The sequence below is a fragment of the Actinomadura sp. WAC 06369 genome, from assembly GCF_003947565.1.
In the GTDB taxonomy this organism is placed as follows: Bacteria; Actinomycetota; Actinomycetes; order Streptosporangiales; family Streptosporangiaceae; genus Spirillospora; species Spirillospora rifamycini.
Genome location: NZ_QHJN01000299.1, coordinates 1 through 5049 on the forward strand (window position 1 = coordinate 1; position 5049 = coordinate 5049).

Annotated in this window: 3 protein-coding genes and 1 pseudogene; 1 reads left to right on the forward strand and 3 read right to left on the reverse strand. The window is 71.5% G+C overall.

From position 1 onward, the window contains the following. Nucleotides 1–171: 171 nt before the first annotated feature. The 3 genes from DMH08_RS38485 to DMH08_RS38495 all read right to left on the reverse strand — a co-directional run bounded on the left by DMH08_RS38485 (nucleotide 172) and on the right by DMH08_RS38495 (nucleotide 3912). Nucleotides 172–1953 (reverse strand): ABC transporter substrate-binding protein, encoded by a 1782-nt coding sequence (locus DMH08_RS38485; protein WP_125621167.1) that lies wholly within the window; start codon nucleotides 1951–1953, stop codon nucleotides 172–174. Between the two features lie 185 nt (nucleotides 1954–2138). Further along, nucleotides 2139–3218, reverse strand: a complete 1080-nt coding sequence (locus DMH08_RS38490) for an inositol-3-phosphate synthase (RefSeq protein WP_026403982.1) — start codon at nucleotides 3216–3218, stop codon at nucleotides 2139–2141. Nucleotides 3219–3291: 73 nt separating this feature from the next. Next, entirely contained in the window at nucleotides 3292–3912 is a 621-nt protein-coding gene (locus DMH08_RS38495; protein ID WP_026403981.1) for a PadR family transcriptional regulator, read from the reverse strand. A gap of 491 nt (nucleotides 3913–4403) precedes the next feature. Here DMH08_RS38495 and DMH08_RS38500 point away from each other — a divergent pair. Next, a pseudogene (locus DMH08_RS38500) lies at nucleotides 4404–5049 on the forward strand (hypothetical protein); the annotation flags it as partial.

Below are 5049 nucleotides of genomic sequence, written 5' to 3' on the forward strand. Positions count from 1 at the left end.
GCGTGTGGGTGTGCCCTCCGGCCGCGCGTGGCCAACCCCGGGGGGCGTGTGGGGTGGTGGGTGGGTCGCGCGTGTGTGTGTGCCGTCTGGTCGCCCGAGGTGGTCGGCCCGGGTGTGTGGGGTGGTGGGCGAGTTGGGCGGCTGTTGGGGCGCCGTCTGGCCGCCGGAAGGTCAGTCGTCGGTGGCGAGCCAGATGTGGGTGTAGTCGTAGCCGGCGGCGGTGGGGAGGAAGCGGGCGTTGCGGACGCGGGACGAGCGGAAGATCGTGTGGTCGCGGTTCAGCAGGGGGACGATCGCGGCGTCCTGCATGATCAGGACGTCGGCCTGCCGCCAGCACTCGGCGGTCTCCTCCGGGCCGGACGCCGTGAGCGCGGCGTCGATCAGCTCGTTCACGCGCGGGTTGTTGTAGCCGCCGTAGTTCGTCGAGCCGTTGCCGTAGGCGCGGCCGTCGAAGAGCGGCTGGATGATCGAGCGGCCGTTGTTGCCGTACCAGTCGGGCGTCCAGCCGGGCGCCGCGATGTCCCACTGGCCCTCGCGGGCGCGGGCGGGCGTGGTGATCGTCCCGCCGTAGAAGGAGCCGCCGGTGTCGGGCGTCAGCTCGGCCGTGACGCCGCAGGACGCGAGGTTCTCGGCGATCGCCTCCGCGAACAGCTTGTGCAGGCTGTTCGTCCGGTAGGGGAACTTCAGCGTGAGGTCCGGGTGCCCGGCCTGGGCGAGGAGGGCGCGGCACTTGGCCGGGTCGCCCGAGTCGTTCCGCGTCGGGTAGTGGTTCACGGCGGCGTGGCCCGAGTTGCCCGCCGGGATCACCGTGTGCAGCGGTTCCGCGACGGCCGGGCCGCCGACGAGCTTGACGAGCGCGCTGCGGTCGATCGCGTACTGGAGCGCCCGCCGGACGTCCCGCTTGCCCAGCGCGCCGGCGTTGTTCGGGCTCAGCAGGTTGAACACCAGGTAGGGGCTGGCGCTCGGCGTCTTCATGATCGCGAAGCGGGGGTCGTCGCGCAGCCGGGGGACCGCGGAGGTCGGCACCGGCTGGTCCCAGGCGAGGTCGGAGGTGCCCTGCTCGAGCTGCTGCTGCACGGCCTCCGGCGAGTCCTGGCCGAGGGTGATCCGGATGCGGTCGACGTGCCGGGAGCGCAGCGGGTCGCTGTGCGGCCGCCACGCCGGGTTGTGGGTGAGGACGTACGAGATCCCCGGCCGGTACTCGGCGATCTGGTACGGCCCGTTCGAGATCGTGTGGTGCCGGAAGTCGGGGCCGTCCGGGACGAACCGGTCGTACTCGTGCGGGGCGGCGGCGGTGAACGGCAGCGCGAGGAGGTGCAGGAAGTCGCTCGCCGGCTCCTCCAGTTCGAAGACGATCGTGCGGTCGTCCTCGGCGCGGACGCCCTCGATGCCGTGGTCGCGCTGGTAGGCGGCCATCGCGGCGGGGTCGCGCGGGTCGACCTTGAGGAAACCGTCGCAGAACGCCCGCATCCCGACGAGCGTGGACACGTAGTAGCCCCGGCCGATGGACGGCGCCGCCGGGTTGCACAGCCGCTCGAACCCGCGGACGAAGTCGTGCGCCGTCACGGGGCGCGGCGGCTCGGTGTTCCACAGGACGTCCTCGCGCAGCCGCACCGTGTACTTCTCGCGGTCCTTGCTGACGCCGCCGTTGTCGCGCGTCGGGATCCGCACCGCGACGTCCGGCTGCACCGGCACCGTCTCCGCGAACTCGTTGGACGCGCGGGTGCCGAACAGCGTCCGCGCGAACGTCCGGACGAGCCCGTACGCGCCGACGCTCGCCACGGACGCGGGGTCGAGGTGCTCGACGTCCGACGAGCCCACGATCCGGAGCACGCCGCCGTCCCGGACCGGTTCGTCGGCCGACGCGCCTCCGCCGTCCCCGCCGATGCAGCCGGTCAGCCCGGCCGCGAGCACGGCGAACCCCGCCGCCGCCTTGACCACCGCACGTGCCATCACGCCTCACCTCGAACCCGGAACCGGAGCGTGCAATCACCGGCGGTGTCACAGTAGGGCCAGAGAGTGACGTGAGGACGACACATCACGGTTTTCTCTATAGAAGTCAAGGACGCCCCGGCGGTGCCATGGGCACTGCCGGGGCGTCCTCACGCCTTGCGCGGACGGGCGTCGGCCCGCCGGGGTCAGCGGTCGAGCTCGCCCGCGATGAACTGCTCGACGGCGTCGCGCGCCTCGTCGTCGGTGTACTGCACCGGCGGCGACTTCATGAAGTAGGAGCTCGCCGACAGGATCGGGCCGCCGATGCCGCGGTCCTTGGCGATCTTGGCGGCGCGCACCGCGTCGATGATGACGCCGGCGGAGTTGGGGGAGTCCCACACCTCGAGCTTGTACTCCAGGTTCAGCGGGGTGTCGCCGAACGACTTGCCCTCGAGCCGGACGTACGCCCACTTGCGGTCGTCCAGCCACGGCACGTGGTCGGACGGGCCGATGTGCACGTCGGCCTTCGCCATCTCGTGGGGGATCTGCGACGTGACCGACTGCGTCTTGGAGATCTTCTTCGACTGGAGGCGCTTGCGCTCCAGCATGTTCATGAAGTCCATGTTGCCGCCGAAGTTGAGCTGGTAGGTGCGCAGCAGCTCGACCCCGCGGTCCTCGAACAGCTTGGCCATCACGCGGTGCGTGATCGTCGCGCCGACCTGGGACTTGATGTCGTCGCCCACGATCGGGACGCCGGCCTTGGTGAACTTCTCGGCCCACTCGGGGTCGCTGGCGATGAACACCGGCAGCGCGTTGACGAACCCGACGTTCGCGTCGATCGCGCACTGGGCGTAGAAGCGGTCGGCCTCCTCGGAGCCCACCGGCAGGTAGGACACGAGCACGTCGACCTCGGCGTCCTTGAGCGCCTGGACGACGTCGACCGGCTGCGCGTCCGACTCCTCCACCATGTCGAGGTAGTACTCGCCCAGGCCGTCCAGGGTGTGGCCGCGCTGCACGATCACGCCGCTCGGGGGGACGTCCGCGAACTTGTACGTGTTGTTCTCGCTCGCGTGGATGGCCTCGGACAGGTCCATCCCGACCTTCTTGGCGTCCACGTCGAACGCCGCCACGAACTCGACGTCACCGACGTGGTACTCGCCGAACTGGACGTGCATGAGGCCGGGAACCCGCGTCTCGGGGGCCGCGTCCTTGTAGAACTCGACACCCTGGACGAGCGAAGAGGCGCAGTTGCCCACACCCACGATGGCTACGCGCACCGAACCCATCCGGTTGCTCCTTCTCCTGTTGCGGAACATGTGGTGTTCTTCACCCGACCTCGAAGGCGACGGGCCCGCTGGGTCAGCGGCCCTTCTCCCGAGGCATGTCCTGATCAATTTCTGAAGACTTGGCTAGTTTTTCCTGCTCGGCCCGCTCGCGGCCGATGAGCTCGTTGAGCCACCGGACCTCGCGCTCGACGGACTCCAACCCGTGGTTCTGCAACTCGAGGGTGTAGGAGTCGACCCGTTCCCGGGTCCGTGCCAGCGCGGCGCGGAACCCCTCCAGGCGCTCCTCGAGCCGACTGCGCCGGCCTTCGAGGATCCGCAGCCGGACGTCGGCGCGGGTGTGCGAGAAGAAGGCGAAGTGCACGCCGAACCCCTCGTCCTCCCAGGACGCCGGACCGGCCTCGGTCAGGAGCTGCTGGAGGCGCTCCTTCCCGTCGGCGGTGAGCTTGTAGACGATCTTCGACCGGCGGCTCTGCAGGGCGAGCGGCACGTTGGGCTCCTCCGGCCGGTCCTCCATGATCAGTCCCCTGGCGAGGAGCTGCTTGAGGCACGGATAGAGGGACCCGTACGAGAACGCCCGGAACATGCCCAGCAGGGCGTTGAGCCGCTTGCGCAGCTCGTACCCGTGCATCGGGGACTCGTGCAGCAGCCCGAGCACGGCGAGCTCCAGCACGCCCGCGCCCTTCCTGGCCGCCATCCCGGTTCCCTCCGCAGAGCCCGATGTCTCAGGTCGATGTATCGAGTGAATGTATCGGCTCGATACATCGCAAAGATACGTACCGGGGCGCGTCATCGCAAGCCGCCCCGAACGAGAGCCGGACCACCCTCCGTCCGGTCTGTCGCGCGCGCATACGCGCGCGTTCTACGGTCGTTTTATTGCACGCGCGCGGACCGTCCGGCTACGAAGAGTGCGAGAGGCCCGCGAATACGGCGAATTTCGGGTCTATGTGGCCGAAGTGTGTCAAAGTGGCGCTGGCAGCCATCCGGCGACGTCGCACGCCCCCGGTCGCGGGCAACGGGCCCCCGAGCCGCGGACGATCGAGGAGGGATGCGCCGACCGAAACGTCGGTGAGGGACGTTGACCAGCCGGAACGGAGTACCGCCTTGCACAGCGCTCCCCCCGCTCACCAGCCCGCACAGTACTCTTCGGACGGCGCACGAGTCGTTGTCCCCTGTTGATGAGGTCGCGTGAGTAATCCAAGCCAGCCCCGACCGGAGTCCGGGTCGCAGTGGCCGGGCGGGCAGCACCTTCCCCGCCCCGGCGATCCGGAGGTTCCGGCCGCCCCCGCCGAACCCGCGGGGGCAGCCGACGCAACGGCGATCTTCGGGCCCCCGCCGGCCGCACCGCCGGGCGCGCCCGCGCCCCCCGGCCCGTCCGACGCCCTCGGCGGCTTCGACCTCCCGGGCGCGCAGGGCCCCGGCGGCTTCCCCGGTGCCGGGAGCGGCGCCGACCTCGGCGACGCGACCGTGCACGTCCCGCCCGGGTCGAGCCCCCTGGGCGGCCCCGCGCCCGGGACGTCCGGGGGGTCCGGTGGCGGGCTCGGCGCACCGGGCGCCGACCTCGGCGACGCGACCATGCACGTGCCGTCCGGGTCGGACCCCCTCGGGGCCCCGGGCGCCGGCTTCCCGGGCCTCGGCGCGGGCGACCAGCCCGCCGCCGGCCCAGGTTCGCCCCTCCCGGACCCGCTCGCCGCCGGCCCGGGACTGGGCGACGCGACCGTCCATGTGCCTCCCGGTTCCGACCCTCTGGGCGGTCCGCTGGGCGGGCCGCCGTCCCCTGCCGCGAACGCGGAAGGCGCCCCGGCCGCGGGCGGGCCCGGAAGCGGCCCGCCGG